Here is a 26,650-nt window from a genome sequence, read left to right as displayed (position 1 = left end):
CAAAATTTAAGTTTAGAAATTTATAATCAAGGAGGAATATATACATGAAAAAATCAGTAAAGAAATTATTAAGTTTAACGTTAACATTAGCTTTAGGGGTGACTTTAGTAGGCTGTGGTTCTAAGGGGAAAGCAGGCTCAGGGGCTAAGGGTGAAGATAAGGTTATAGCTATAGGAGTATCTCCAGAGCCGCATAAAGCTATAGTGGAAAATGCTATAAAGCCACTATTGGAGAATCAAGGATATAAAGTAGAAGTAGTAGAGTTTTCAGATTATGTACTACCTAATACTGCCCTTGAAGAAGGTGAAATAGATGCAAACTATTTTCAGCATGTACCTTTTTTAGAAGCTACAGTTAAGGAAAAATCTTATGAACTTTCTTATACAACAAAGGTACACCTAGAACCAATGGGAGTATATTCAGAAAAATTAGATGGTATGGGGGCTATTAAAGATGGTGCGGAAATAGCAATTCCTAATGATCCATCTAATGGAGCAAGAGCTTTAAAACTTTTAGCTAAAAATGGAGTAATTGAAATTTCAGAGGGGGATCTAGTAACTGCAAAAGATATTACTTCAAATCCGAAAAATGTTAAGATTACAGAGCTAGATGCAGAACAGTTACCAAGGGTTCTAAAAGATGTAGAATTAGCAGTAATAAATACTAACTATGCTTTAGAGGGGGGACTTAACCCTTTGAAAGATGCTTTAGCAATTGAAGGTACAGATAGTCCATATGCTAATATCATTGCTGTTAGAACTGAAGATAAAGAAAAGGATAAAATAAAAGCTTTAACAAAGGCAGCCACTTCTGAAGAAGTAAAAAAATACATCGAAGATAATTATAAAGGAGCTATTGTTCCAGGGTTTTAAATCTATCAAAATGTATATAATAGATATGAATATATGGATATAATATGTATTTTTAATAATATATTTAAACTTTTATTGCAAGTTTCTTAATATGAAGGTATAATTTGTTTGCAAAGAATACATAGTTTTGATAAAATATCATTGTTAATGTAAATGTAAGTAATTATAATTATTAAATTAGGTAATTAATTTATTACTAAAATTTAGTATGCATATTAATAACTACATAAGGTATTAAAGTGCTTTAAATAGGTTATAATAATTTTATTAACAAAGGCTATTATATATTGGGAGGTTACATTATGATATCAGCTGGAGATTTAAGAAAAGGAACAACTTTTGAAGATGGTGGACAAGTTTACACTGTTGTAGAATTTTTACATGTTAAACCAGGTAAGGGTGCTGCCTTCGTTAGAACTAAATTAAAAAATGCTATAACTGGAGCGGTTACAGAAACAACTTTCAACCCAACTGCTAAATTCCAAGAAGCAGTAATAGAGAGAAAAGAAATGCAGTATCTTTATTCTGATGGAGAGTTATACTACTTCATGGATCAAGAAACTTTCGAGCAAATTCCTTTAAACTACGATAAAGTAGAAGAAGCTATAAAGTTCTTAAAAGAAAACATGTTTGCAATAATTAAATTCTACAAGGGTGAAGCTTTCTCAGTAGAAGCTCCAAACTTCGTTGAACTATTAATTACAAACACTGAACCAGCAGTTAAAGGAAATACTGCAACTAACGTGTTAAAACCAGCTACAGTAGAAACAGGGGCAATAGTTCCAGTTCCTCTATTTGTAAATGAAGGAGACACAATTAGAGTTGATACTAGATCAGGAGAATATATGGAAAGAGTTTAGTCCATATTGAGCTAGCTTTCATAATTGAAGGCTAGTTTTTATTTGCTCTATGAATACATATTTAATAGGTTGCAGAGATATATGAAAACATACTGTTTTTAATAAGTGCTTCCTATAATGAAATATTATATTTCGTTATAGGAAGCACTTATTTTTTTGCAAAAAATAAAAAAATAAAAATATTATAGTAATAATTATCTATGAAAGGTAATAACAATTAAGTAAGAAAGGGTGAGTTGCATGATTACTAAAGATGTTTTGGATATACTATCTCCTTCTATTAGAACTGAAGTTATAAACTATGACCATGGTGGAAAACTACAAGAAATTAGATTGAAAGTTAACAAACCGCTTATATTTATAAGCAATAATAAGGAGATAAGAACAAGTTATAATACAAAACTAGAGGACATAAAGATAATTATTCAAAAGATAAGTAGCTACTCCATATACGCCTTTGAGGAAGAAATCAAACAAGGATATATAACTATTCAAGGTGGTCACAGAGTTGGAATTTGTGGTACCTGTGTTTTAGAAGAAAACTCTCTTAAGACTATAAAACACATATCTTCAATTAATATACGTATTGCTAGAGAGGTAAAGGGATGTAGTGATGGAATCTTACCTTTTATTATTAAAGATAATTCTATATTAAATACTATAATAATATCTCCACCTAAATGTGGGAAAACAACTATATTAAGAGATTTATCAAGAGAGATATCTAATGGATTATCAAGATATGGGTTAAGTGGCAAAAATGTAGCTATTATTGATGAAAGAAGTGAAATTGGAGCATGTTATAGAGGGGTTCCTCAAATGGATGTAGGCATTAGGACAGATATATTGGATAACTGCCCGAAAAGTCAAGGAATAATCATGGCCATTAGAAGTATGGCTCCTCATCTTATAGTATGTGACGAAATAGGTACCTATAAAGATATGGAGAGTATTGTGGCAGCATTAAATTCAGGTGTAAATGTAATAACGACTATCCACGGATTTAGTGAAAAGGATCTCTGTAATAGACCAGTATTCAAAGAAATTTTAGAAAATAAAGTTTTTCAAAGAGCTGTAATTTTAAGTAATAAGTGTGGCATTGCAACCATAGAATATATATATGATTTTACAAAAGGTGAGAAAGTAAGGGGGTGGTAATAAATGATAAAAGTAATAGGGTTTATTCTTATAGTAGTTTCATCTACTATTTTAGGATTTTCTTATGGAGAAAAATTTAAAAAAAGAGTTAGGGAGTTAAAGGAATTTCAGCGAGGCGTATATGTATTAAAGAATGAAATAAATTTTACCCATGCATTACTTCCAGAGGCTCTTAATAAGGTATATGAAAAATGTGAAGAACCCATAGCTGGAATTTTTAAGGAAGCGTCAGAATTAATTATTAGTAGCGAAGAATGTGATGTAAATAGTTGTTTTATTCATAGCCTAGATAAAAGAGTGGACAAATTATCCTTAACTAAAGATGATCTAGGCATATTTTTAGATTTTACTAAAAGCCTAGGTGAGATGGATATAGAAGGACATAATGATATGTTTGCACTAACTCTAGAAAATTTGGGAAAAGCAATTAAGAATGCCGAATATAACATTGATAAAAACGTGAAAATGTATAGGTACCTAGGGTTTTCCTTCGGTGCCATGATAGGAATTATTTTAATGTAAGGAGGCGTGTGGATTTTGTTAGATATAAGTATAATAGTGAAAATTGGTATAGTTGGAATTGTAATGATAGTTTTAGATAAGGTTTTAGATAGTGGAGGGAAAAAGGAATATGCAGTTATTAGTAATTTAGCAGGAATAGTAATAATACTAATATTGGTGATTAGTTTGGTTTCAAAGCTATTCAATGCAATACAAACTTTATTTTACTTTTAGGAGGAAACTATGGATATTATCAAAATAGTATCCTTTGCACTAATAACTCTTCTTATTGTGATAATGGTAAAAAGGGAAAGACCAGATATTGCACTTTTAATTAGCTTAATAGCAGGCATAATAGTATTTATGTTTTTAGTTAGCAAGCTAACTATAATAGTAAATTTCCTTCAAACCTTATCTAATAAAGCTAATATAGACATAGTGTACTTGGATACAGTATTTAAAATTTTAGGTATTGCATATTTATCATCCTTTTGTAGTGAAATTTGCAGGGATGCTGGTGAGAGTAGTATTGCATCAAAGGTTGAATTTGCTGGTAAAATATTAATTCTTACTCTTGCAATACCAATACTAATGGCTGTAATGCAAACAATATTAAAGATAATGTAGGTGTAAATATGAAGAAAAGTATATTTGTTTTAATAGTTATGATCATATTTTTAATTCCTATAAAAGCTTATGGTAATGATGAAGTAAATATAGATGATGAGCAAATGAGCAAAATAAATGGACTATATGATTATATAAGTAATCTGGATACTGGAACTGAATTACTAAAGGATATGTCGCCTAAGGAATTTGTGCAAAGTTACATGAAAGATGGACAAGGCTCCTTAGAAAGAAAAGAAATATTAAAGATGGCTTTGGGATACTTATTTAAAGAAATAGTAGTATCTTTTAAAATAATAGGACAACTTATCATAATAGCTATAGTTTGTGCATTATTAAATAATCTTCAAAATGCCTTTAGCAATGAAAAGTTGTGTAATGTAGCATATTTTGCTTGCTTCTCTGTGATGATTATACTGATTGCTCGAGGATTTTATATAGGAGTGGAATTAACCCAACAGGTTATAAATAGTATAAGTGATTTTATGGTAGCGCTAATGCCGGTGCTTATAATGTTACTGGCAAGTGTAGGAAGTGTAAGTCAAGCTGTGGTAATGGACCCCATTATTATGGGTGTATGCACCTTAGGAACTAAGCTTTATTCTTCTATAATCATACCTATAATTTGTATGAGTTTTGTCCTAGACTTTGTAAATAACATATCTAATGAATATAACGTTAAGAATTTAACTAGTTTACTTAAAAAGTTTGCTCTATGGGTTCAAGGTATTTTTCTAACAATTTTCGTTGGGATTATAACAATTAGGGGAATTGTAGGAAATAGTTTTGATGTTGTGACCACAAAAACAGCTAAATTTGCCATGGACAGTTTTATACCTGTAGTAGGTAAAACTTTATCTGATGCCTTTGCAACAGTAGCCAGCTACACCTTACTTTTGAAAAACTCAGTTAGTCTATTAGGTGTGGTAATTCTTATATCTATAATTTTACTTCCTATAATAAAGATTTTTGTTATGGGATTCATGTATAAACTAACTTCTGCATTATTACAACCAGTAAGTGATAATAAGGTAACTAATATTATAGATGCTGCAGGAGGATCTTTGATGCTACTTGGTTCTTGCATTATATGTGTCAGTGTAATGTTTTTTATAATGATTACTATAATAGCTGCTACAGGTAAGGGATTTATTCTAATGTAGATATTAGATTAATTTATGTTAAAAGTAGGTGATGGAATGATAGAAGCTTTAGGAAAGTGGATAATAACCATATGTGTGGCAATATTTTTTTCTACAGCAGTACAAATGATATTACCAGATAATTCATTAAAAAAGTATTGTAATTTTGTTCTTGGATTAATTGTTTTTGTAGTTATATTAAGTCCTATTTTAAAAATATTTAATGAAGAGCTACAAGTGAACAAAATAATTGAAGAATCTGCAGACTTAGTATTCAATGATAGAGGTGAGAGAAATTATGAAGAATATAGACAGGCTAACATAAATAGTACATTAGAAAGATTTAAAAACAATTTAGAAAAACAATGTGTAGCTGATTTAGAGAAAAATTTTAAGGGAGATCGGTATAGTGCAAAGGTAAATGCAGCTTATGACAATGAAAACAGCATTTTTCTTATTGAAAGAATTGAGATAGGAATTAATGATGGTTCAGTGGAAAGGGTAAAAAAGGTACAAATCGGTGATGAGTCAGTTCAAGTAGACAATCAAGATTCTTCAACAGATAAAAAATCAATGGAGGTTAGAAATTTTATTAGCTCTACTTACGATATAGATGAGGAAAATATATATGTATACAAACTTAATAATAATTAAACATAAATTTTATATAGAAGTTTGGGGGGATAAAAGTGTCAAATAATCTTAAAAAAATATTTGAAGATATTTTTAAGGGAAAAGGAGGTGAGAACAAACAGCAAGATAAAGATTCTAAAACTACTATAGGAGAAAGTGGTAAAAAGCCCAAGGTGATAAATTCTAATCTATTAACAAATTTAGCCATAGTATTTTTAGTTGGAGTTTTATTATTAATAGTAGGAAGTATGTTTACAAAGGACAATAGTCCAAAGGGAAGTGACAGTGGAACTGCTAATGTAGTGGCAATAGGTGGTGATGAAATACAAAAGAATACAGATACTACATCTTCAGCTGTAGATAAGGCTTATAAGGAGAAGATGCAACAAGAATTAATTAGTTTATTAGAGAAAATAGAAGGTGTAGGTAAAGTCCACTCTATGATTTACTTTGAAAGTGGACAAGAACAGGTACCAGTATTTAATGAAGAAACTTCAACTAGTGTTACTAGTGAAAAGGACAATGGTGGGGGACAAAGGGAGATAACACAAGAAAATGATGGGAGTACAGTAGTTATGGAAAACAAGGAAAATCAGCAACAACCCTTTATAACAAAAACTTATAATCCAACCATTACAGGTATTTGTGTAGTAGCTGAAGGAGCAGGGAATTCAGTGACAGAATTAAGGATACGCCAAGCAGTAATTAAATTATTTGGTCTTTCAGATAATAAAGTACAGGTATATCCTATGAAAAAGTAGCATATAAATGTGATATAAATAAAAAATTCGGGGGGAACTATAATGAATAAAAAACAAACTATAATTATTTCTTCACTAGTAGTATTAATTTTATTTGCAGGTTATTTAGCGACTCAAGTAAATGGACCACTTTATGTAAATGATACAAAGGGAAATGATGGAACTACAATTAGTGCATCAACTAATGCAAATTATTTTACAGAAGCAAGATTACAACGTGATAACAATGCCACTAAAACTCTTCAAACTTTAAAGGCTTTATTAGATGATGAAAATACTCCACAAGATCAAAAGGCAGAGGCTGCTGATGAATATAAGAATTTAGCACTTCAATCTGATAAAGAAGTTAAAATTGAATTAGCACTTAAAGCTCAAGGATTTGAAGAAGCTCTTTGTACTTTAGATAAGGAAAAGGCTACAGTGGTAGTTAAACATGAAGGAGAGCTTTCAGACCAACAAGTTAGACAAATTAAAGATGTAGTTATGAGTAAAGCTGATATAAAAGATATAGAAATAAAAGTAGCTGAATAACTAAACATATTTTGTTTTAAAAACAGTAGAGTAAAAATCTGCTGTTTTTAATATGTTTATAGGGTAATATTTATAAAAGTGGGTAATATAAAAATAATGAGTATTTCTATTATAAAATTTGTAAAAGAAATTGTTATCTGATATAATATGAATATTATTAATCACACTGGTAAGGGGGTAGTGAATTATGGAAGAAAATATATTAAATGAAGTTCCTACAGAGGAAGAAGTTGGTATAGTAAGAATATCTGACGAAGTTATTGGTGTAATAGCTAGTCTTGCAGCATCAGAAATAGAAGGTGTTGCAGGTATGAGTGCTGGATTAGTAGAAGATATAAGTAAAAAGCTTACTGGTAAAAAGAATATATCAAAGGGCGTTAAAGTAACTATGGATAACGATTCTGCAGTAATAGATTTACATATGTCCGTGGAGTATGGTATAAAGATACCGGATATGTGTTTAAAGGTGCAGAAAAATGTTAAGAACACTGTTGAAACTATGACAGGTTTAAATGTATCATTAGTTAATATTAACGTGCAGAATATTATATTTCCTAAGATGAACAAAGAAGAGGAAATAGAGTAATTTTAAACACCCTCTAGTGAAGAGGGTGTTTCCATGTGTAAAATTAACTTATCCATGTCATGATGTGGAGTTTAATTTCAATTTTAAAAACATAATATATTAATAAGAAGATATAAGGAGCTTATACATAAGAAACTCCCATTTAAGTGGTTTTATATAGATAATTCATTTATAAAAGGTTACAAAAAACTTATTAGGATAAATAACAAACAAGAGATATTTTATGGAGGTATATATATGAATAGAAGAAAAAGTAGAGAGATAGCAACTAGGTTAATATTTGAAATGTCAATTAACAAGGAGAGTTATGTAGACATTATTGAAAATTTTCGCGAAAATACAGAGGAAAAAATAGAGGATATAGACTTTGAATATGTAATAAGAGTATTAAAGGGAGTATCTGAAAATGAAGCTCAAATTAATGAAACTATTACTAAGTATCTAGTAAAATGGAAATTAGAAAGATTACCAAAGATGAACTTAGCTATACTGAAAATGGCAACTTATGAAATCTTATTTGATGAAGATATTCCAAACAAAGTTACTATTAATGAAGCTATAGAACTTGCAAAGAGGTATGGAGATGATAATGCACCATCATTTATAAATGGGGTGTTAAATAATTTAATTAAAAAGTAGGTGTATTTATGGGAACAAAATTAAGTGGAAAAGACTTGGCAGTTCAACATAAAAGCGAAATTAAAGAATTAATTGCAAGCAGAGTAATAAAAGGGAAAAGACCTCCAAGGCTAGTATCAATAATTGTTGGTGAAGATGGAGGATCTATTTCATATACTCGAGGACAAAAAAAGGTAAGTGAGGAGCTTGGAATATTGTATGAAACAAAAATGTTTTCAGAAAATATTTCGGAAGATAAGCTTATTGATAAAATTAAAGAGTTAAATGAAGATAATTATGTTGATGGAATAATAATTCAATTACCTCTTCCAAAAGCATTAAATGAAGAAAGAGTTTTAGATGCTATTGATGTAGAAAAGGATGTAGATGGACTTACAGATTTTAATCTAGGAAAGATGTATAAAGATAAAAAATCTTTCATGCCCTGTACAGCTAGGAGTGTTATTGAACTTATTAAATCTCAAGTAGATATAAAGGGAAAAGAAGCAGTAATAATTGGACGAAGCAACATAGTTGGAAAGCCAGCAGCTTTTTTACTTCTTAAAGAAAATGCTACTATTACTATATGTCATTCAAAAACTATAGATATAGAAAGTGTTTGTAAAAAAGCAGATATTTTAGTTTCTGCCATAGGAAAACCTGGCTTTGTAACTAAAGATTTTGTTAAAGAGGGAGCCATAGTTATAGATGTAGGAACTACTATGGTGGAAGGTAAGGTCAAAGGCGATGTAAACTTTGAAGAAGTATTAGAAGTGGCTAGTTTAGTAACTCCAGTACCTGGTGGGGTAGGCGCTATGACAACAACTATGCTTATGAAGAATACCTGTGAGGCATGGTTAAAAAATGTACAGTAAAATTTTAACAGTGACAGCAGTAAATAGCTATATAAAGAAAGTAATAGATAATGATTTTATACTTAAAAATTCTAATATCAAAGGAGAACTATCTAATGTAAAAATCCATAGCAGTGGTCATATATACTTTTCATTAAAGGATAGTTTTACAAAGCTTAAATGTGTAATGTTCAAGACAAGAGCCATGAATTTAACATTTATACCTAAGGATGGAATGAATGTAGTAGTGTCTGGGAATATATCTATCTATGAGAAAGAAGGAACCTACCAACTTTACTGTAACACTATGGAGGTAGAAGGGGAAGGAGAACTCTTTATTGCATTTAATTTATTAAAAGAAAAGTTAGAGAAAGAAGGACTTTTTGATAATAATTTAAAAAAGGCAATTCCATCCATGCCAAGAAGAATAGGAGTAATTACTTCACCTACTGGTGCAGCAGTAAGGGATATAATTAAAGTAGCAACTAGACGAAACCCAAACATTGATATTTTAATATATCCATCCTTAGTTCAAGGGATCAATGCCAGTAGAGATATAGCTGCTGGTATAAAAGCTCTTAATAATATTGAGGATGTAGATGTGATACTTTTAGCTAGAGGTGGTGGCTCAATCGAAGAGTTATGGGCCTTTAACGAGGAAGAGGTAGCGAGGGCTATTAAAGCCTCTAAAATTCCGATTATTACAGGAGTAGGACACGAAACAGATTTTACAATAGCTGACTTTACAGCTGATTTAAGGGCAGCCACTCCTTCCCATGCTGCTGAAATTGCAGTATACAGCTTAGAGGGTTTTAAGGAAAAATTAAATGGATTAAGAGAAGAAATAAAATATGCTATAAGTAAAAATATTAATGATAAATTTAATATTCTTAATAATATGCTTAATAGATTATTGTTATATAGCCCTGAGAATTATGTGGTAAATCAATATGATAAGTTAGATAATCTAAAAAGTAAACTAGTGTTTACTATGGAGTTAAGGCTTCAAGAGGAAAGAAATAGATTAAAGGTTATAAGCCATAGATTAATTGGAAATAACCCATTAAACATATTAGAAAAGGGGTATAGCATTATAAAAAGTCCAGAGAATCAGCCTATAGAATCTTTAGAAAAATTGAAAAAGTATGGAGTTGTAAGGATTACCATGAAAGATGGTCATGGGCTATTTAAAATAGAACAGGTGGAGGAATAACATGGCTAAGAAAAAAGAAACTTATGAGAGTAAGGTCCTCAAGTTAGAGGAAATATTGCTTGAAATGGAAAATAGAGAAGTTACTTTAGATGAGGCTATTTGTAAATATGAAGAGGGAATGAAGCTTTATAGTGATTTATATAAGACTCTTCAAGAAGCAGAAGGAAAAATAAAGATATTGACAGATAAAGGTGAAGAAGATTTTCATCAGGAAGATTAATTGTATTTTGTGAGGGATTAAATATGAATATTAATATCTATAAGGAAAAAATAGAAAGTTGGATGGAAAACTATTTTAAAACTAAAGATGTTGGTGATAGTTCCATGTTAGAACCTATAATATATAGCTTAAAGGTTGGGGGTAAAAGAATAAGACCTATTCTTATGATTTGTACTTATAATATGTATAATAATATTATAGATGAAATCCTTCCTTTTGCTGCATCTATGGAGATGATACACACCTATTCATTAATACACGATGATCTTCCATGTATGGATGATGATGATTTAAGAAGAGGTAAACCAACAAATCATAAGGTGTATGGAGAAGCTATGGCTACTTTAGCTGGAGATAGTTTACTAAATGAGGCTATGAATGTTATGTTTTCACAATGTCTAAGTGGGGAATTGAAAAAAATTAGAGCAGCAGCGATTATTTCAAAGTCATCAGGTATAGATGGTATGATAAAGGGTCAAATTATAGATATAAGAAGTGAAGGTCAAAAAATAAATGAAGAAATTCTTTTAGAGATGCACAAGAATAAAACAGGTCAGCTAATATCAGCTTCTATTATTGCAGGGGCTACAATGGGAGAGGCTCCAGAAAAAGATTTGGAAACTCTTAAATCTTTTGGAGAAAAACTAGGTCTTGCATTCCAAATTAAAGATGATATTTTAGATGTTGAAGGAGATTCGAAATTACTAGGTAAAACTCAAAGTGATGGAGAAAATGATAAAGCGAATTTTATTACCATGTATGGAATTAATAAGTGTAAAGAGTTTTGTAACAATTTAACTCAAGAATGTTATGAGCTTTTAAATAGCATAGAAAGAGATACAAAAGAACTAGAAGATATAACTAAGTTTTTGTTGGAGAGAGAATACTAATCTACTAAAACAAATGACTCTAAGCACATTTAACTTTATCCGATGACTACCAGCTCTAATACTCCCATCTTTTTCAAATCGGGAGTTAAGAGCTGGTACGTCTCTGGATAACGATTTCTCCTAAAGGACAACGAATTCTAAGTATCAAATTAATTGACACTTAGAATTCTGTTAGTAAGTTTCAAGGAAGCTAAGAAATCTGTTAATAAAAAAAGTAATGTCAATTAATTATAGTTATGCTATAATTAATTTAATGAGGTGGTGCAGTATTCTAGTCAGGTAAGTACTTTTGAGGACGGGGCTAAAAATCCGTTGAAGGGCACATCGATGAAGTTCCTTGTGCTGGCCTGTAACGCCCAGTTGTGGGCTTGTGCTGGGAGTAAGGTTGTGGGGCGACCGCAAAGGCATGCGACATCGACCCTACAATCGTGGAGACCAATGTTTGTGCTTTGGGAGAGATACCCACGGTACGGCACTGGATTAAACCTGCATTGTGGTAAACGAGCTATGTGCAGAGTAGCCTGCCTTGAGTGAGGTGGGTGGAGGTGAGAACAAATCTTGTTACCCCGGCCAGGGTAATGGGGCTATTGCTTGCTAAAACCCATGTTGCAAAAGAGGATAAGAGAGTACCTAACTGTCGAGGAAATCTCCTAGACTGTTCCATGTGAAGCATATTAAGGATTGCAGTGTGGACTAAGTGGTAATCTAGCCCTGTAGTTGGAAACACTATAGATAGAGCATTAAAGGGAAACCGTCAAGATGGCGACATCTTGATTACTCTATGGGAAATCCTGCTAGACCTAAGCCGCAAATTTTACTTAGTATGCTACCACCTTTATCTATTTTGGAGGGTAAAATTGGAAAGCGATAGTAGTAGGCGGAATAAAAAAGCCAAAAACAAAGAATGTAAGAAAAAAAATACAAAAGAAGCATTATGGATAACTAAAATTACAATTTATACTATAATTATTAGTGGAACTGCTTCACTTTTATCAGAATCTACACTTCCAAGGGTTAATGCTTCCTTAGCGTTTACCATATTAGTGTTGATTATTTTTTTAGGCGTAATTTTTGATGTGATAGGTACAGCGGTTACGGCAGCAAATGAAATTCCATTTCATGCCATGGCTGCAAAGAAGATAAAAGAAGCAAAGATAGCAGTGAAGATGATAAGAAATGCAAGTAAGGTTTCGAACTTTTGTAACGACGTGGTAGGAGATGTGTGTGGTATTATAAGTGGAGCTGTAGGTGTAGTAATAGTAGCAAAAATATTGCAACTTTACCCTTATGGTTCTGAAATATTAATAGCATCTGGTATTAGTGCAATGATAGCAGGAGCTACTGTTGGTGGAAAAGCAATAGGAAAAAAATTCGCAATTACAAATAGTAATAATATATTATATGCAGTTGCAAAAGTAATATATTTTATAAAACGAGGTTAAGGCAAATGTCAAAGTATTTAGATAGATATGAAGATTTTAATGAAATAAGAAACATGAAAATAAATGAATTGGAAGAATTTGCAGAAGAAATACGTCAATTTCTGATTACTCAAGTCTCCAAGACGGGAGGACACTTATCATCTAATTTAGGTGTAGTTGAATTGACTATGAGTTTATTTAACGTATTTGATTTTAACAAGGATAAGATAATTTGGGATGTAGGACATCAATCTTATGTTCATAAAATATTAACAGGACGTAAAGAAAAATTTGATACCCTTAGACAATATAAAGGTCTTAGTGGATTTCCTAAAACAGAAGAAAGTAAGTATGATATGTTCAATACAGGACATAGTAGTACATCTATATCGGCAGCCGCAGGGATGGCAAGGGCTAGAGACATAAAAAATGAGAAACATGATGTGGTAGCTGTAATTGGAGATGGAGCCCTTACTGGCGGAATGGCTATGGAGGCTTTAAATGATATAGGATATAATAAAACTAAGATGATAGTAGTATTAAATGATAATCAAATGTCTATTTCACCAAATGTTGGAGGAATATCCACATATCTAAATGATTTAAGGATGGGAAATGCTTATAATAGAGTTAAAAGTGATGTAAATGCTACTTTGGAGAAGATACCAAAGGTAGGAAAAAGTATGATTAATTCTATAAATAAGATGAAGGATTCTGTAAAGCAACTTATGGTTCCTGGAATGCTTTTTGAAAATATGGGTTTAAAATATTATGGACCAATAGATGGCCATGATATTAAAGAGATGAGTAAGGTACTAAAAAAAGCTCAACAGGTAGAAGGCCCAGTAATTATTCATGTAATAACTAAAAAAGGTAAAGGTTATGAGTATGCAGAGGAGTTCCCAGATAAATTTCATGGAGTAGGACCTTTTAATTGTGAAAATGGACAGCAACCTTCAAAGGCTAGCAAATCCTATTCAGAAATTTTTGGTGATACTATGGTAAAGTTAGCAGAAAAAAACAGAAAATTAGTAGCTATAACTGCAGCTATGCCAGAGGGAACAGGACTTGAGGGATTTTCTAAGGAATTCCCAAAGAGATTTTTTGACGTAGGTATAGCAGAGCAACATGCGGTAACCATGGCAGCAGGTATGGCATCACAAGGATTAAAGCCTGTATTTGCAGTGTATTCTACTTTTCTTCAAAGAGCCTATGATCAAGTTATTCATGATGTAGCAATACAAAAATTGCCAGTGGTAATTGCTATAGATAGAGCGGGTATTGTAGGTCAAGATGGAGAAACTCACCAAGGGGTATTTGATTTATCTTACTTAACACACATACCAGATATGACAATAATGAGTCCTAAATGTACTGAAGAGTTAAGGTATATGCTACAGTTTGCAGTTACACAAAACTATCCTATAGCTATAAGATATCCAAGGGGTGGAGACTTATCTAATATTAAACTTTCACCTATGACTTTCTTTAGAAAAGGTAAGTGGGAAGTTTTAGGTAATAAATCTGGAAAAGTGGCAATAATAGCAGTAGGTAAAATGGTTCAGAATGTAATTATTGCTAAAGAAATGTTAAAGGAGAAAAATATAGATTGTACAATAGTAAATAGCTGTTTTGTAAAACCTATAGACACTGAATTGATAAAAGAACTAGTACAGTCAGGATATGATTTAGTTACTGTAGAAGATAATATGATATCTGGTGGTCTTGGAAGTGAGATATTAGAGTATTTAAATAGGGAAGGGTTACTTAAGAATAATATTTTAACATTAGGATTTAAGGATAAATTTATACAGCATGGAGATGTTAATATATTATATAATCTTAACAAATTAGACCCAGAAGGAATTTGTAGTAGTGTAGAGGAATTTTTAACAAATTAGACCCAGAAGGAATTTGTAGTAGTGTAGAGGAATTTTTAACTAAGGAGTAAGCATGTTAAAGGAAAGAGTTAGATTAGATTTATTAGTAGTAAAAAAGCAATTAGCAATTTCTCGTGAAAAAGCTAGAGAATATATTTTATCTGGAAAAATATATGTCAATGGAAAAGAAGAAAGAAAATGCGGGCTAAAAGTTGAAGAAACTGCTGAAGTTGAAATGTGTGGGGAAGTAATTCCCTATGTAAGTAGAGGTGGACTTAAATTAGAAAAAGCCCTTAAAGATTTTAATATAAATCTTAAAGGGCTTAAATGCTTAGATATAGGAGCATCTACTGGAGGATTTACAGAATGTATGCTTACTAGTGGAGTCATTAAGGTATATGCAATAGATGTAGGTAAAGATCAATTGGCAGACAAACTTAAAGGGGATAAAAGAGTTGTTTCTATGGAAAGCACAAATGTAAGAAATCTTACAATAGAACAAATTGGTGAATCCTGTGATTTTGCATCTATAGATGTATCTTTTATTTCATTAGATAAAGTAATACCTCATGTTATTCCACTTTTGAAGGACGCGGGAGAAGTGGTAGCACTTATAAAACCTCAGTTTGAAGCTGGTAGAGGAAAAGTTTCTAAAAAAGGGGTAGTAAGGGATAGTAAAATCCATGAAGAGGTTATTTTAAATGTAGTAACTTTTTTGAAGGAGAGTCACATTAATATATTAAATTTAACTTATTCAGGCATTAAGGGTCCTAATGGAAATATAGAATATCTGATTAATTTTACTAAAGATTTTAATAGAATTGGAAATTTTAACAGCAATAGTATAGGAAACATTGTAAAAAATGCTCATGAAAAACTTACTGTGGAGGATATATGAAGAGTATAGGTATTAACATAAATTCATCTAAAGATAAGAAGAATACAATACTAAACTATGTTCATGATCTAATAAAGGAAGAATTTCCTGAAAGTGAATTACACATATTTAAAGATGCTGAGGGATTGGAGCTAGAAGAAAACAAAAAATTAGATTTACTCGTTACCTTAGGTGGGGATGGAACTATCTTAAGAGCAGCAAGAAAGATATATAAATATGGAGTACCAATTCTTGGAGTTAATATAGGCCATTTAGGTTTTTTAACTAGTGTAGAACTAACAGAAGTTAGTGAAGCTATTAAAAAACTTAAAAATAATGAATTTAAAATCATGGAAAGAATGATGATAAAGGTTACTATTCCTAAAAAAGATAGTGAAAATGTCCATGTAGCTTTAAATGATATAGTTATAACCAAAGGGATTCTAAGCAGAATGTTGACTTATAATATATTTGTAGATGGAAGCTTTTATAGTAGCTATAAAGCTGATGGGTTAATAGTATCTACCCCTACAGGCTCTACAGCCTATTCTTTATCAGCGGGGGGGCCAATAATCTATCCAACTATGGAGCTAATAAGTTTAACTCCTATTTGTCCTATATCTAATGGAGTAAAGACGATTATTTTAGATCCTCATAACAAGATAAAAATAATATTAAATACTAATGAAGATAACGTATTCTTAACCTGTGATGGGCATTTAGAATTAGAATCAGATAAATACAATGAGATGATAATTGAAACAATTGAAGATAAGTGTAAGATTGTTCAATTTAAGGATTATGATTATTTTAAAATATTAAGAACGAAAATAATTTCAAGATCTATGGATTGTGAGGAGAAAATATATGAAAGAAAATCGCCATAGTATAATATTGGATATAATAAAAAATGAAGATATTGAAACTCAAGAAGATTTAGCTGATAGATTAAGAGCTAAAAATATAAATGTAACTCAGGCAACTGTATCTAGAGATATAAAGGAATTAAACTTAATTAAAACCTTATCTCATACAGGAAGATACAAGTATGCACAAGTAAATTCAAATAACAACTCAACTATTAGTGCATTGGCATACATATTTTCAAATACAGCTATATCTGTTGAAAAAGTAGATAAAATTTTGGTTGTTAGAACAATTACAGCATCAGCTCAAGTTGCAGCTGAAGCAATTGACTCTTTTAAATTAGAAGGAATTGCAGGAACGATAGCTGGAGATAATACTATTTTTATCTTGGTAAGGACTGACGAAAAAGCCGAGGAACTTAAATTAGAAATAGAAAAATTAATAAAGTAAATGAGGAATGGTATAAATGCTTTTACAACTTAATATTATGAACTTTGCTCTTATAGAAAAACTATCCATAGATTTTTCTAAGGGATTTAATGTTTTATCAGGAGAAACAGGAGCAGGTAAATCTATATTAATTGATGCTATTAGCTTTGTTCTTGGAGGTAAATTTAATAAGAATTTAATAAGGGTAGGAGAAGATAAAACTGTAGTAGAAGCAGTTTTTTCTATTGAAAATCAAAGAACTAAGGCTATTTTAGAAGAATTAGATATTATTGATGAGGGAATAGTAATACTCAGTAGGGAAAGCTTTCACTCAGGTAAAACCATAGCAAAAGTAAATAATAAAACCTTATTGCTATCTAAAATAAAGCAGGTTAGTGAAACTTTAATTGATATTCATGGTCAACATGAAAACCAAAATTTATTAGATAGTTCAAAGCACATAAATTATGTAGACTCATTTGGCCAAGATTTATTGGTGAATAAGCTTGAAGAATACGATAAATTTTATTTAAAATATGGTGAAGTTGAAGAAAAAATAAATAGACTTCAAGGAAACGATGGAGAAAGAGAGAAAAAAATAGATTTTCTAAAGTTTCAAATAGATGAAATTAATAGCATAAAACCTAAAATAGGTGAAGATGAAGAGTTATCAAAAAAATTTAATATGTTATCTAATGGAGAAAAAATCAAAAAGGCGTTAGAAAAAAGTTATATGCTACTTAAAGAGAATGATGAAAGTAGGATTTCTATTATAGATTCCTTAATGTATGTTATTAGAGAACTTAAGTCTATTGAAGCTCATCATGAAGAAGTTAAATCCATAGTAGATTCTCTGGAGGAATCATATTACTTGTTAGAGGATAATACTAGAACTCTTAGTGACTTAAAGGATAATACAGACTATGATATAGGTGAATTGGAATTTATAAATTCTAGAATGTATCAATTATCTGCTTGTAAAAAGAAATATGGACCTACTTTAGAAGATGTGCTAGTGTATAAAAATAATATAGAAGAACAATATTTCGAATTAATAAACAGTGGAGAGATTATAGAAGAATTATTAAAACAAAAGAAAAAGTTATATGAAAAATTAGAAGGAATAGCACAGGAATTACATAATTTAAGATTAGAAATAAGTGAAGTACTAGAAAAAGAAATAAAAAAAGAATTAGATTATGTAGGTCTTGAAAAAAGTAGATTTAAAATAGAGGTAGCATATACAGATAATCTTAATTATAAAGGTAGAGACAAGATACAGTTCAACATTTCCACTAACCCTGGACAGCCATTACAGCCTTTAGAAGAAGTGGTTTCGGGTGGAGAATTATCAAGGATTATGCTAGCACTTAAAACTGTGTTTGTAGATAAAGACCAAATTCCATCTGTAATATTTGACGAGGTAGATACTGGAATAAGTGGTAGGATAGCTCAAAGAGTAGGAGAAAAAATGGTGCTTATTTCTGAAGCTCATCAAGTATTTTGTATAACTCATTTACCTCAAATTGCAGCACTAGCAGATGTGAATTATTTAATTGAAAAAAACAGCGATGAAGTAAATACGTTTACAAAAGTTAAGAAGCTGAAGGATGATGAAGTGGAACAAGAAGTAGCTAGAATAATTGGTGGTAGCGAAGTTACGGCTATAACTATTGAAAATGCAAGAGAGATGATTTCAAAAGCAAAAGAAATAAAAAGTGATTTAAGACAATAAACAGAGTTCTTAGATTTTATTATAAATTTTAAAAAATAAAAATTAAAATGTGAATATATACTATAAAAATGTTTAACACTATAAACTAAGTATAACTTTAGTTTATAGTGTTTTATTTTCATGTTCTAAAAAATTCAATTAGGAAATCTTTTTGGGTTTAAAAGAAAAAGAACTCTAACATAAAAATTTCTCATAGGGGAAAATTAAAGTTAAACATTCTTTACAGGAGGTAAAGCATTATGAAAAAATTTAGTAATATTTTATTCTTGATATTTACTACAACCTTCATACTAATATCTATAAATTGCTATACTGATATAATTAATAGATATTTTAATGAAGCAGTGCCTTCAATAAATAATTATTCAAGTGCTATGGACTATAAATTAAATTTTTCAGAAGCTACTAGTCTAAAAAAGGTTAATTATGCTAAAACCTCCGACATAATGGTTTACCCAGGAGGAAAACCTTTAGGAATTAAAATTAATACAAAAGGAGCCCTTGTTATTGCTTTGTCAGATATTGAGGTAGATGGTAATAAGGTTCAAAGCCCAGCTGCTATTTCTGGAATAGCTATAGGAGATAGTATTACAAAAATTAACAATGAAACAATAAAAAGTGCCGAAGATATAGCTACTTATGTAAATAGAGCAAAGGGAGGGCAGGTTAAAATTACAGTAAATAGAAAAGGCGAAGAAATGAATTTTGTAGTTAATCCAGTGGTCAGTAAGAAGGATGAAAACTATAAAATTGGATTATGGGTTAGGGATTCTGTGGCAGGTGTGGGAACTTTAACATTTTATCATAAAGAAAGTGGGAAGTTTGGAGCACTAGGACATCCTATAACAGATATGGATACCAATACTATTATGAGTGTTGGGAAAGGTGAAATTGTAGATTCTAATATAGTGTCAGTTAGGAAAGGAGCTAAAGGTAGTCCAGGTGAACTTAGGGGGATTTTTACAGATAGTAATAAGACCTTAGGAATAATTAGATTAAATACCCCTGTTGGAGTATTTGGAGAAGGTAATGATAATTTAATATGCAATAATTATAATAAGCCTATGAAGGTAGGATTTAAAGATGAAGTTAAGGTAGGAAAAGCACAAATTCTTACAACTATAGATGGAGAAGAGCCTCAATTATTTGACATAGTAATAGAAAAATTATTAAATCAACAAGAACCAAATGGTAAAAGTATGATAATAAAAGTTACAGATCCATTGTGCATAGAGAAAACAGGTGGGATTATTCAAGGTATGAGTGGAAGTCCAATAATTCAAAATAACAAAATAGTAGGTGCAGTAACCCATGTTCTTGTCAATAAGCCTGATACAGGATATGGAATATATATGGATTGGATGATAAATGAAGCAGACATTAGGAAATAAATAAATATTATCAATTACACTTAAAAAATACAAAAGGCTATATAATAATCATAAATAATTAAATAAAAACAATCTATTTATATAAAATTACAATAGGTTGTTTTTATTTGACTCAAAATGATGTTATAATATAAGAAAAGGTTGAATTTTAAAAAAATTTATTTTTTTTTAGGTAGTAGAAGGAGTTTTATTACTTTTGTCGAAATTATATATCTATGATATGGTAAAAATTACAAAAAGGGGAGTTGTGGAATGGAGCAAAGAAGCATTAATGTGCTAATTGCAGATGATAATAAGGAGTTTTGCAATATTTTAAGTGATTATTTTTTAAGTCAAAAGGACATCAACGTAGTTGGTGTAGCAAAAGATGGAGTAGAGGTTTTAGAACTTATTGAACAAACTAACCCTGATTTAGTAGTTCTAGACATTATAATGCCTCATTTAGATGGATTAGGAGTTCTTGAGAGATTAAATACAATGAATTTAAATCCAATGCCTAGAATAATTATATTATCAGCAGTAGGTCAAGACAAAATAACTCAAAGAGCTATATCTTTAGGAGCTGATTATTATGTAGTTAAGCCTTTTGATATGGACGTATTATCTAATAGAATTAGAGATATGTTTAATAATTCAATTTCAAGTGATACAGTTAGAAAAACACCAGTTACTAATACAACTAGTTCTTCATCATTAATGATGGATGCTAAACCCAAATCAAATAGTGGATCTATGGATTTAGAATCAGAAATTACTAATATTATTCATGAAATTGGTGTACCAGCTCATATTAAAGGGTATATGTATTTAAGGGAAGCCATAACTTTAGTGGTAAATGACATAGAATTATTGTCAGCAGTAACTAAAGAACTATATCCAGCAATAGCTAAGAAATACAATACTACTGCAAGTAGAGTAGAAAGAGCTATAAGACATGCTATAGAAGTTGCATGGGGTAGAGGACAGGTTGATACTATTAATAAGTTATTTGGATACACTATTCATAATGAAAAGGGTAAACCAACAAATTCAGAGTTCATTGCAATGGTAGCAGACAAGCTAAGACTTAAAAATAAAGTATGCTAGAAGTTTAATATTATTAGGTTTATAGTAAAATTTAAGTCGATTAATTATTAAAGCTAAGGCAACAAATTGTTTTTACACCAACAATATATAATTAAAAATTATAGACATCTTTTAATTTGAAAAAATTGAAGGTGTCTATTTTATGTATGATAGGTTATTATATATTGTGAGGAGTGGTGATGATGAAACTTTTTGAGAAAACTATTAGTGAAGAATATAAGTTTAAAGGAACAGTAATAAATTTAAAAGTGCAACAAGTGGAACTTCCTAATGGAAAAGTGGGAAAAAGAGAACTTGTAGAACATCCAGGAGCAGTTGGTATAGTAGCTTATTTGAATTCAGATACTATACTTATTGTGGAACAGTTTAGAAAAGCATTAGATAGAGCAATTTTAGAAATACCAGCTGGAAAAATAGAAAAGGGAGAAGATATTAAACTATGTGGCATTAGAGAATTGGAAGAAGAAACTGGATATAGGGCTAAAAAATTTCAGTTCTTAGGTAAAATAGCTACAGCACCTGGATTTTCAGATGAATATATATATTTATATAAGGCTACTGAGTTATATAAAGGGAAAGTTAATAGAGATGATGATGAATTTATAAATGTAAAATTATATAGTATAGATAAAATTAAAGAAATGGTTAAAAGTGGAGAAGTTATAGACGGAAAGACCATTGCAGCTTTAGCATACTTGTAAAAATTAAACAAAATGGAATATTACCCTTGGGTTAGGCATAAATATAAATTAATTCTTAAATAAACTAAGGGGGAATATGTATGACATTAAGAAGCATAATAGATAGTTTTAATAAACATTTTTATGAAAATATTTGGATGTATTTATTAACAATATTATTTATTGCCACTGGGATAATTCTAGGTCTCTATTGTGTTAAATATATGGGGGATGTGGACAAGAGTACCTTAATTAACTATATAACTGCTTTTGGATCATCATCGACCTTAGATGGATTATCTAATAAAGAAATATTAATGGGTACTTTAAAAAATAATATACCCATTATAATTGGATTTTGGTTCTTGGGATTAACAGTGGTAGGACTTCCAATAATTATTTTGATTAATATTTACAAAGGATTTTCTTTAGGATTTACTTTTAGTTTTTTTATATATGGATTAAAAGAAAAAGGATTACTCTTATCACTTTTAGGTGTTTTACCACAAAACCTTATATATATACCATGTTTAATATTTTTATCAGTATTATCTATTGAATTTTCTATAGGTATAGTAAAAGAAAAATTTACAAAGAAATATTCACCTAATACTGGTTCAGTAAAAAATTATACTATGATGTTTTTAATTGTCACAGGAGTTATGTTCATTGGATTTTTATTTGAGTCTTTTATAACGCCTATACTTATAAATTTTGCACTAAAGGGGTTAGGGGCATAAAAGTATGAAAGATGACATTAAAAAGTTCTTAATTATATACGCAGAGTGCTTTATAATTATATTTGTCATGGGGGGAGTACTGCCTAATATATTAGATTATGTACTGAATTATTTTTATAAACCTGGAATTTATGAAAATAGTATTTTAGTTGGCAATGAACTAATAAAACCTTTAGAAATATTATATAATTATATTCATATATTTAATTCCATATTGAGATAAAGGAATAATATAGATAAATAAATTCAACTAATAAATTGACATATTTCAATAATAATGTACTATTATATTATGTGCCATTGCTAAAAAAGATGGAAGTTTAGCAGTGACACATAATTTATTTTATTTAGTTATATATTTTGAAACAACTGTGGTAAAATATAATATATCAGTGACTAAGAAGAAAGGAAGTATATCATGGATAGAAAAGTAGTTTTAGTTGTGCTTGATAGTGTTGGTATTGGAGAACTTCCAGATGCAGAGCTTTATGGAGATAAAGGTAGTAATACTTTAGGTAATATAGCAAAACATGTTAAAGGTTTTTCTATTCCAAACTTAGAAGCTTTAGGAATTGGTTCCATAGAAGGTGTGGAAAACCTTATTAAGTGCGAAAATCCAGAAGGAATTTATGGAAGATGTAGTGAACTTTCAAAAGGAAAGGATACTATTACAGGACATTGGGAAATGGCAGGAGTAATTTTAGAAACACCTCTTCAAACTTATCCTAATGGTTTTCCAAGAGAAATTATGGATGAATTTGAAGCTAAGATAGGAAGAAAGACTTTAGGAAATGTAGTTGCTTCTGGTACAGCCATCATTGAGGAATTAGGGGAAGAACATATAAGAACTGGATACCCTATAATCTACACTTCTGCAGATAGTGTATTCCAAATTGCAGCTAACGAAGATGTAATACCTTTAGAAGAATTATATAATATGTGCAAAATTGCAAGAGAAATGTTAGTTGGAGATAAGATGGTAGGTAGAGTAATTGCCAGACCATTTAAAGGTATGAAAAAAGGTGAGTTTGTAAGAACAGCTAATAGACATGATTATGCACTAGAGCCTTTTAATAAGACTGCTCTTGAGTATGTCAGTGAAGCTGGCTTACCTATGGCAGCTGTAGGTAAGATTAAAGATATATTTACAGGAAAAGGTGTTACAGAATCAGTATCTATAAAGGACAATATGGATGGGGTTGATAAAACTTTACAAATGATGAAGTCTCATTCTAATGGATTCATATTTACAAACTTAGTAGATTTTGATATGAAATTTGGACATAGAAATGATGTAGAAGGATATGCTAAGGCTTTAGAAGAATTTGATGATAGATTACCAGAAATTAAAGAAGCTTTAGGAGATAATGATGTATTAATCATTACTGCAGATCATGGATGTGATCCAACTACAGAAGGTACAGATCATTCCAGAGAATATGTGCCTGTACTTGTATATGGAAGAAATCTTAAGGAAGATATAAATCTTGGAACTAGAAATGGATTCTGCGATATAGGTAAAACTGTATTAGATTTACTTGATATTGAAAATGATTTAGTAGGAAAAAGCTTCAAAGATTTAATTGTATAGCTAGTAATCTAGGTTTAAAAGAGTTTTAGATAGTATAAAAATATAAAGACAATAAGAATAATAAAAATTTTAATACACAAATTACAATATATAAATTCCTTAAAGGTAATAATATATTGTAATTTGTTGTTAATATTATTTATTTAACTAACTAGTCAAACAAATAACATTAAGATAAATTAATAAGCTGATAATATAGAGTATAACTAAATAAAATTATATAACTGTGAAGAAGAGGAGAAATTATAATGGATATTAAATTAATTAATGAGAGTGTAGAATACATAAAGGCTAAGTTAAGCTTCCAACCAGAAATAGGTATTATCTTAGGCTCTGGTCTTGGTGATATGGCTGACAAGGTTGAAGATAGGGTGGTAGTAAAGTATTCAGAAGTACCTAATCTTCCGGTATCTACAGTACAAGGTCATGCAGGACAATTTGTATGCGGAACTTTAGAAGGTAAAAAGGTTATCATGATGCAAGGTAGATTTCATTATTACGAAGGCCATCCTATGAGCGTATTAGCACTTCCAATCCATATCATGAAATATTTGGGTGTTAAGTCCTTGATAGTAACTAATGCTTGTGGTGGTGTTAATACTAGCTTTGTACCAGGTGATTTAATGATGATTACAGATCATATAAACTTTGCAGGTACAAATCCACTTATAGGTAAAAATGAAGAAGAAATAGGAGCAAGATTCCCAGATATGTCTACAGCTTATGATAGAGAATATTTAAAACTAGCAAAAGAAGTTGGAGCATCTCTTAATATAGAATTAAAAGAAGGGGTTTATATGATGTTTACAGGTCCAGTATATGAAACTCCAGCAGAGGTAAGAATGGCAAGAATACTAGGTGCTGATGCAGTTGGAATGTCAACGGTTCCTGAAGTTCTTGCAGCTAATCATTGTGGTCTTAGAATACTAGGAATTTCATGCATAACTAACATGGCAGCTGGAATCTTAGACCAACCATTAAATCATGAAGAAGTAATAGAAACTTCTGCTAAAGTAAAATCAAAATTTGTTTCTTTAGTGAAAGGAATAGTTAGAGAATTATAATAGTGGGCCATTACAAACAAAATTAAATATAAAGGTATAGAGCGGGGTGTGATTTATGAGAATGTATGATTTGATTCTAAAAAAGAGAAATGGTGGAGAGCTTTCTACAGAGGAAATAAATTATTTTGTAGAGAGCTATACAAAGGGAGAAATTCCAGATTATCAAGTATCAGCTCTTTTGATGGCTATATATTTTCAAAAGATGAATAAGAGAGAAACTTCAGACTTAACAATGGCAATGGTACATTCTGGAGATATGTTAGATTTAAGTGAAATTCAAGGCGTTAAGGTAGATAAGCACAGTACAGGTGGAGTAGGAGATACTACGACTTTAGTGCTTACACCTATGGTAGCAGCATTGGGGATACCAGTAGCTAAGATGTCAGGGAGAGGCCTAGGGCATACTGGAGGAACCATAGATAAGTTAGAAGCTTTCAAAGGTTTTTCAGTGGAGATGCCAACAGAAAAATTCATTAATAATGTTAACACTATTAAAATTGCTGTGGGAGGACAGACTGGAGACTTAGCACCAGCTGATAAGAAGTTATATGCCTTAAGAGATGTTACAGCAACCGTTGATAATGTTTCTTTAATTGCATCTAGCATTATGAGCAAAAAAATAGCTTCAGGAGCTGATGCTATAGTTTTAGATGTTAAGGTTGGAGATGGAGCTTTCATGAAAAATACAGAATCTGCTAAGGAATTGGCTACAGAAATGGTTTCTATAGGAAAACATATTGGGCGTAATACTATGGCAGTAATTTCTGATATGGACCAACCATTAGGTTTAGCTATAGGTAATGCTTTAGAAGTAGAAGAAGCCATAAATACATTAAAGGGAAATGGTCCCGAGGACTTATTACAACTTTCTTTAGTTTTAGGAAGTCGTATGGTAATGTTAGCAGGAAAAGCAAGTACTGCGGAGGAAGCTGAAGCTATGTTAAAAGAGACTATAACTTCAGGAGCAGCTATAGAAAAACTCAAAGAGTTTGTTAAAGCTCAAGGTGGAGATATAGACTGTATCGATAATACAAATTTATTACCTAAAGCTAAGTATGTAGTACCGGTAATTGTAGAAAATAGTGGAGTGGTTAAAAAAATCCATGCTGAAAACTTAGGAATAGTTGCAATGGAACTTGGAGCAGGAAGGGCCACTAAAGAAAGTAAAATAGATTTAGCAGTGGGAATAGTTTTAAATAAAAAACGTGGTGATAAAGTAGAAAAGGGTGACACCATAGCATATATTCATAGTAATAATGAAAGCCTTATTGAAAAAGCTAATGAGGGTATCTTAAAAAACTATGAAATAGTTGAAGGCTATAAAAATGACATACCACTAATCCATGAAGTAATTAGTTAGTATATATTAATATAAAATGAAGCTATATAAAATAATTTTTATTTATTTTATATAGCTTCATTT

The 26,650-nt window shown here is 30.5% G+C and carries 30 protein-coding genes; all 30 read left to right on the top strand.

What is annotated here, in order from left to right; all coding sequences use genetic code 11:
* Positions 1 to 44 precede the first annotated feature (44 nt).
* The 30 genes from B2P65_RS16035 to B2P65_RS15890 all read left to right on the top strand — a co-directional run bounded on the left by B2P65_RS16035 (position 45) and on the right by B2P65_RS15890 (position 26,587).
* The gene (locus B2P65_RS16035; RefSeq protein WP_346847945.1) at positions 45 to 872 is read left to right on the top strand and encodes a MetQ/NlpA family ABC transporter substrate-binding protein; all 828 of its coding nucleotides are present in this window, start codon (positions 45 to 47) and stop codon (positions 870 to 872) included.
* A gap of 302 nt (positions 873 to 1,174) precedes the next feature.
* Positions 1,175 to 1,732, top strand: a complete 558-nt coding sequence (gene efp, locus B2P65_RS16030) for an elongation factor P (RefSeq protein ID WP_035129348.1) — start codon at positions 1,175 to 1,177, stop codon at positions 1,730 to 1,732.
* A 240-nt stretch (positions 1,733 to 1,972) separates the two neighbouring features.
* Positions 1,973 to 2,890, top strand: a complete 918-nt coding sequence (spoIIIAA, locus tag B2P65_RS16025; RefSeq protein ID WP_346880503.1) for a stage III sporulation protein AA — start codon at positions 1,973 to 1,975, stop codon at positions 2,888 to 2,890.
* Positions 2,891 to 2,893: 3 nt separating this feature from the next.
* Positions 2,894 to 3,412 (top strand): stage III sporulation protein SpoIIIAB, encoded by a 519-nt coding sequence (spoIIIAB, locus tag B2P65_RS16020; protein ID WP_035129352.1) that lies wholly within the window; start codon positions 2,894 to 2,896, stop codon positions 3,410 to 3,412.
* Positions 3,413 to 3,427: 15 nt separating this feature from the next.
* Positions 3,428 to 3,625, top strand: coding sequence for a stage III sporulation protein AC (gene spoIIIAC / locus B2P65_RS16015; RefSeq protein WP_035129354.1), 198 nt, complete (start codon positions 3,428 to 3,430; stop codon positions 3,623 to 3,625).
* A gap of 9 nt (positions 3,626 to 3,634) precedes the next feature.
* Complete coding sequence (gene spoIIIAD / locus B2P65_RS16010) at positions 3,635 to 4,018, top strand: stage III sporulation protein AD (protein ID WP_035129356.1); 384 nt, start codon at positions 3,635 to 3,637, stop codon at positions 4,016 to 4,018.
* An 8-nt stretch (positions 4,019 to 4,026) separates the two neighbouring features.
* On the top strand, positions 4,027 to 5,181 hold the full coding sequence (gene spoIIIAE, locus B2P65_RS16005) for a stage III sporulation protein AE (RefSeq protein WP_150844940.1): 1,155 nt from the start codon (positions 4,027 to 4,029) through the stop codon (positions 5,179 to 5,181).
* 36 nt (positions 5,182 to 5,217) lie between these two features.
* A complete protein-coding gene (spoIIIAF, locus tag B2P65_RS16000) occupies positions 5,218 to 5,814 on the top strand; it encodes a stage III sporulation protein AF (RefSeq protein WP_346880502.1) in 597 nt (198 codons plus the stop codon).
* 35 nt (positions 5,815 to 5,849) lie between these two features.
* Entirely contained in the window at positions 5,850 to 6,554 is a 705-nt protein-coding gene (gene spoIIIAG, locus B2P65_RS15995) for a stage III sporulation protein AG (RefSeq protein WP_346847948.1), read from the top strand.
* Between the two features lie 42 nt (positions 6,555 to 6,596).
* Positions 6,597 to 7,085: a SpoIIIAH-like family protein gene (locus B2P65_RS15990; protein ID WP_346847949.1), complete on the top strand. Its 489-nt coding sequence runs from the start codon at positions 6,597 to 6,599 to the stop codon at positions 7,083 to 7,085.
* 187 nt (positions 7,086 to 7,272) lie between these two features.
* A complete protein-coding gene (locus tag B2P65_RS15985) occupies positions 7,273 to 7,671 on the top strand; it encodes an Asp23/Gls24 family envelope stress response protein (RefSeq protein ID WP_035129363.1) in 399 nt (132 codons plus the stop codon).
* A gap of 237 nt (positions 7,672 to 7,908) precedes the next feature.
* On the top strand, positions 7,909 to 8,310 hold the full coding sequence (gene nusB / locus B2P65_RS15980) for a transcription antitermination factor NusB (protein WP_346847950.1): 402 nt from the start codon (positions 7,909 to 7,911) through the stop codon (positions 8,308 to 8,310).
* An 8-nt stretch (positions 8,311 to 8,318) separates the two neighbouring features.
* Complete coding sequence (locus B2P65_RS15975) at positions 8,319 to 9,164, top strand: bifunctional 5,10-methylenetetrahydrofolate dehydrogenase/5,10-methenyltetrahydrofolate cyclohydrolase (RefSeq protein WP_346880501.1); 846 nt, start codon at positions 8,319 to 8,321, stop codon at positions 9,162 to 9,164.
* Positions 9,154 to 10,356 (top strand): exodeoxyribonuclease VII large subunit, encoded by a 1,203-nt coding sequence (gene xseA, locus B2P65_RS15970; RefSeq protein ID WP_346880500.1) that lies wholly within the window; start codon positions 9,154 to 9,156, stop codon positions 10,354 to 10,356. Before B2P65_RS15975 ends, xseA begins: the two co-directional genes overlap by 11 nt.
* A 1-nt stretch (position 10,357) precedes the next feature.
* A complete protein-coding gene (xseB, locus tag B2P65_RS15965) occupies positions 10,358 to 10,576 on the top strand; it encodes an exodeoxyribonuclease VII small subunit (RefSeq protein ID WP_035129370.1) in 219 nt (72 codons plus the stop codon).
* A 23-nt stretch (positions 10,577 to 10,599) separates the two neighbouring features.
* Complete coding sequence (locus tag B2P65_RS15960) at positions 10,600 to 11,466, top strand: polyprenyl synthetase family protein (RefSeq protein WP_346878743.1); 867 nt, start codon at positions 10,600 to 10,602, stop codon at positions 11,464 to 11,466.
* Positions 11,467 to 12,323: 857 nt separating this feature from the next.
* Positions 12,324 to 12,908, top strand: coding sequence for a hypothetical protein (locus tag B2P65_RS15955; protein ID WP_346847954.1), 585 nt, complete (start codon positions 12,324 to 12,326; stop codon positions 12,906 to 12,908).
* A gap of 5 nt (positions 12,909 to 12,913) precedes the next feature.
* Positions 12,914 to 14,788 carry a 1-deoxy-D-xylulose-5-phosphate synthase gene (gene dxs, locus B2P65_RS15950; RefSeq protein WP_346880499.1) on the top strand — a complete coding sequence of 625 codons (1,875 nt, stop codon included), beginning with the start codon at positions 12,914 to 12,916 and terminating at the stop codon, positions 14,786 to 14,788.
* Positions 14,789 to 14,840: 52 nt separating this feature from the next.
* A complete protein-coding gene (locus B2P65_RS15945; RefSeq protein WP_346847956.1) occupies positions 14,841 to 15,665 on the top strand; it encodes a TlyA family RNA methyltransferase in 825 nt (274 codons plus the stop codon).
* Positions 15,662 to 16,531, top strand: a complete 870-nt coding sequence (locus B2P65_RS15940; RefSeq protein WP_346847957.1) for an NAD(+)/NADH kinase — start codon at positions 15,662 to 15,664, stop codon at positions 16,529 to 16,531. Before B2P65_RS15945 ends, B2P65_RS15940 begins: the two co-directional genes overlap by 4 nt.
* A complete protein-coding gene (locus B2P65_RS15935; protein WP_346847958.1) occupies positions 16,512 to 16,961 on the top strand; it encodes an arginine repressor in 450 nt (149 codons plus the stop codon). Before B2P65_RS15940 ends, B2P65_RS15935 begins: the two co-directional genes overlap by 20 nt.
* Positions 16,962 to 16,977: 16 nt before the next feature.
* Complete coding sequence (gene recN / locus B2P65_RS15930) at positions 16,978 to 18,675, top strand: DNA repair protein RecN (protein ID WP_346847959.1); 1,698 nt, start codon at positions 16,978 to 16,980, stop codon at positions 18,673 to 18,675.
* Between the two features lie 236 nt (positions 18,676 to 18,911).
* The gene (gene spoIVB, locus B2P65_RS15925) at positions 18,912 to 20,066 is read left to right on the top strand and encodes a SpoIVB peptidase (protein ID WP_414632284.1); all 1,155 of its coding nucleotides are present in this window, start codon (positions 18,912 to 18,914) and stop codon (positions 20,064 to 20,066) included.
* 252 nt (positions 20,067 to 20,318) lie between these two features.
* On the top strand, positions 20,319 to 21,152 hold the full coding sequence (gene spo0A, locus B2P65_RS15920; protein ID WP_150844952.1) for a sporulation transcription factor Spo0A: 834 nt from the start codon (positions 20,319 to 20,321) through the stop codon (positions 21,150 to 21,152).
* A 182-nt stretch (positions 21,153 to 21,334) separates the two neighbouring features.
* Positions 21,335 to 21,853 (top strand): NUDIX hydrolase, encoded by a 519-nt coding sequence (locus B2P65_RS15915; RefSeq protein ID WP_346847961.1) that lies wholly within the window; start codon positions 21,335 to 21,337, stop codon positions 21,851 to 21,853.
* A gap of 80 nt (positions 21,854 to 21,933) precedes the next feature.
* Positions 21,934 to 22,572 (top strand): stage II sporulation protein M, encoded by a 639-nt coding sequence (spoIIM, locus tag B2P65_RS15910; protein ID WP_346880498.1) that lies wholly within the window; start codon positions 21,934 to 21,936, stop codon positions 22,570 to 22,572.
* Between the two features lie 4 nt (positions 22,573 to 22,576).
* Positions 22,577 to 22,795, top strand: coding sequence for a hypothetical protein (locus B2P65_RS15905; protein WP_346847963.1), 219 nt, complete (start codon positions 22,577 to 22,579; stop codon positions 22,793 to 22,795).
* A gap of 195 nt (positions 22,796 to 22,990) precedes the next feature.
* Positions 22,991 to 24,163, top strand: a complete 1,173-nt coding sequence (locus tag B2P65_RS15900) for a phosphopentomutase (RefSeq protein ID WP_346847964.1) — start codon at positions 22,991 to 22,993, stop codon at positions 24,161 to 24,163.
* A gap of 248 nt (positions 24,164 to 24,411) precedes the next feature.
* A complete protein-coding gene (locus tag B2P65_RS15895) occupies positions 24,412 to 25,227 on the top strand; it encodes a purine-nucleoside phosphorylase (RefSeq protein WP_346877414.1) in 816 nt (271 codons plus the stop codon).
* Positions 25,228 to 25,282: 55 nt separating this feature from the next.
* Positions 25,283 to 26,587: a pyrimidine-nucleoside phosphorylase gene (locus tag B2P65_RS15890; protein WP_346847965.1), complete on the top strand. Its 1,305-nt coding sequence runs from the start codon at positions 25,283 to 25,285 to the stop codon at positions 26,585 to 26,587.
* Positions 26,588 to 26,650: the final 63 nt, after the last annotated feature.

The organism is Clostridium sp. UBA3061 (assembly GCF_002367465.1).
In the GTDB taxonomy this organism is placed as follows: Bacteria; Bacillota; Clostridia; order Clostridiales; family Clostridiaceae; genus Clostridium_J; species Clostridium_J sulfidigenes.
This window is presented reverse-complemented; position numbering and strand designations above follow the sequence as displayed.

Bases quoted from the DNA above. Each gene is read 5' to 3' on its own strand.
- xseA (WP_346880500.1), top strand. From the start codon at position 9,154: ATGTACAGTAAAATTTTAACAGTGACAGCAGTAAATAGCTATATAAAG.
- B2P65_RS16035 (WP_346847945.1), top strand. From the start codon at position 45: ATGAAAAAATCAGTAAAGAAATTATTAAGTTTAACGTTAACATTAGCT.
- B2P65_RS15890 (WP_346847965.1), top strand. From the start codon at position 25,283: ATGAGAATGTATGATTTGATTCTAAAAAAGAGAAATGGTGGAGAGCTT.
- B2P65_RS15935 (WP_346847958.1), top strand. From the start codon at position 16,512: ATGAAAGAAAATCGCCATAGTATAATATTGGATATAATAAAAAATGAA.
- recN (WP_346847959.1), top strand. From the start codon at position 16,978: ATGCTTTTACAACTTAATATTATGAACTTTGCTCTTATAGAAAAACTA.
- efp (WP_035129348.1), top strand. From the start codon at position 1,175: ATGATATCAGCTGGAGATTTAAGAAAAGGAACAACTTTTGAAGATGGT.
- B2P65_RS15945 (WP_346847956.1), top strand. From the start codon at position 14,841: ATGTTAAAGGAAAGAGTTAGATTAGATTTATTAGTAGTAAAAAAGCAA.
- B2P65_RS15895 (WP_346877414.1), top strand. From the start codon at position 24,412: ATGGATATTAAATTAATTAATGAGAGTGTAGAATACATAAAGGCTAAG.
- spoIIIAF (WP_346880502.1), top strand. From the start codon at position 5,218: ATGATAGAAGCTTTAGGAAAGTGGATAATAACCATATGTGTGGCAATA.
- B2P65_RS15905 (WP_346847963.1), top strand. From the start codon at position 22,577: ATGAAAGATGACATTAAAAAGTTCTTAATTATATACGCAGAGTGCTTT.
- B2P65_RS15985 (WP_035129363.1), top strand. From the start codon at position 7,273: ATGGAAGAAAATATATTAAATGAAGTTCCTACAGAGGAAGAAGTTGGT.
- B2P65_RS15940 (WP_346847957.1), top strand. From the start codon at position 15,662: ATGAAGAGTATAGGTATTAACATAAATTCATCTAAAGATAAGAAGAAT.
- B2P65_RS15975 (WP_346880501.1), top strand. From the start codon at position 8,319: ATGGGAACAAAATTAAGTGGAAAAGACTTGGCAGTTCAACATAAAAGC.
- spoIIIAE (WP_150844940.1), top strand. From the start codon at position 4,027: ATGAAGAAAAGTATATTTGTTTTAATAGTTATGATCATATTTTTAATT.
- spoIIM (WP_346880498.1), top strand. From the start codon at position 21,934: ATGACATTAAGAAGCATAATAGATAGTTTTAATAAACATTTTTATGAA.
- spoIIIAA (WP_346880503.1), top strand. From the start codon at position 1,973: ATGATTACTAAAGATGTTTTGGATATACTATCTCCTTCTATTAGAACT.
- spo0A (WP_150844952.1), top strand. From the start codon at position 20,319: ATGGAGCAAAGAAGCATTAATGTGCTAATTGCAGATGATAATAAGGAG.
- B2P65_RS15900 (WP_346847964.1), top strand. From the start codon at position 22,991: ATGGATAGAAAAGTAGTTTTAGTTGTGCTTGATAGTGTTGGTATTGGA.
- B2P65_RS15990 (WP_346847949.1), top strand. From the start codon at position 6,597: ATGAATAAAAAACAAACTATAATTATTTCTTCACTAGTAGTATTAATT.
- dxs (WP_346880499.1), top strand. From the start codon at position 12,914: ATGTCAAAGTATTTAGATAGATATGAAGATTTTAATGAAATAAGAAAC.
- B2P65_RS15915 (WP_346847961.1), top strand. From the start codon at position 21,335: ATGAAACTTTTTGAGAAAACTATTAGTGAAGAATATAAGTTTAAAGGA.
- spoIIIAD (WP_035129356.1), top strand. From the start codon at position 3,635: ATGGATATTATCAAAATAGTATCCTTTGCACTAATAACTCTTCTTATT.
- spoIIIAB (WP_035129352.1), top strand. From the start codon at position 2,894: ATGATAAAAGTAATAGGGTTTATTCTTATAGTAGTTTCATCTACTATT.
- B2P65_RS15960 (WP_346878743.1), top strand. From the start codon at position 10,600: ATGAATATTAATATCTATAAGGAAAAAATAGAAAGTTGGATGGAAAAC.
- nusB (WP_346847950.1), top strand. From the start codon at position 7,909: ATGAATAGAAGAAAAAGTAGAGAGATAGCAACTAGGTTAATATTTGAA.
- xseB (WP_035129370.1), top strand. From the start codon at position 10,358: ATGGCTAAGAAAAAAGAAACTTATGAGAGTAAGGTCCTCAAGTTAGAG.